We start from the raw sequence: 370 nt of genomic DNA, 5'->3' as shown, positions 1-370 counted from the left end.
GGCGATGGGCTACCGCAAGCTCACGGCCCGGCCGCGCCATCACGGCCAGCGGGGCGAGGACATTGCCGATTTTAAAAAAGCTTCGCCTCCCGCCTGGCAAAGATCAGGAAAGCGCCTCCCCAGGGGCACGCCGATAGAGTTGTGGTGGCAGGATGAGGCCCGCGTGGGCCAGCAGACCAAGCTCACCCGGCGCTGGGCCAGGCGTGGCACCCGCCCTTCAGCGCCGAAGGATCAGCGCCGGTCCTCGGCATGGATCTTCGGCGCGATCTGCCCCGCCGAAGGAAAGGGCGCCGGCATCGTCATGCCTCGCTGTAACAGCGAGGCATGACGATGCATCTGGAAGAAATCGCCTTCAACGTCGCGCCGGGCG

The 370-nt window shown here is 66.8% G+C and carries 1 pseudogene; it reads left to right on the top strand.

Going from position 1 to position 370, the window contains the following annotated elements:
• Positions 1-370, top strand: a pseudogene (locus MRBLSP13_RS20770) (transposase); the annotation flags it as partial.

The organism is Sphingobium sp. LSP13-1-1.1 (assembly GCF_040676415.1).
Lineage (GTDB): Bacteria > Pseudomonadota > Alphaproteobacteria > Sphingomonadales > Sphingomonadaceae > Sphingobium.
This window is presented reverse-complemented; position numbering and strand designations above follow the sequence as displayed.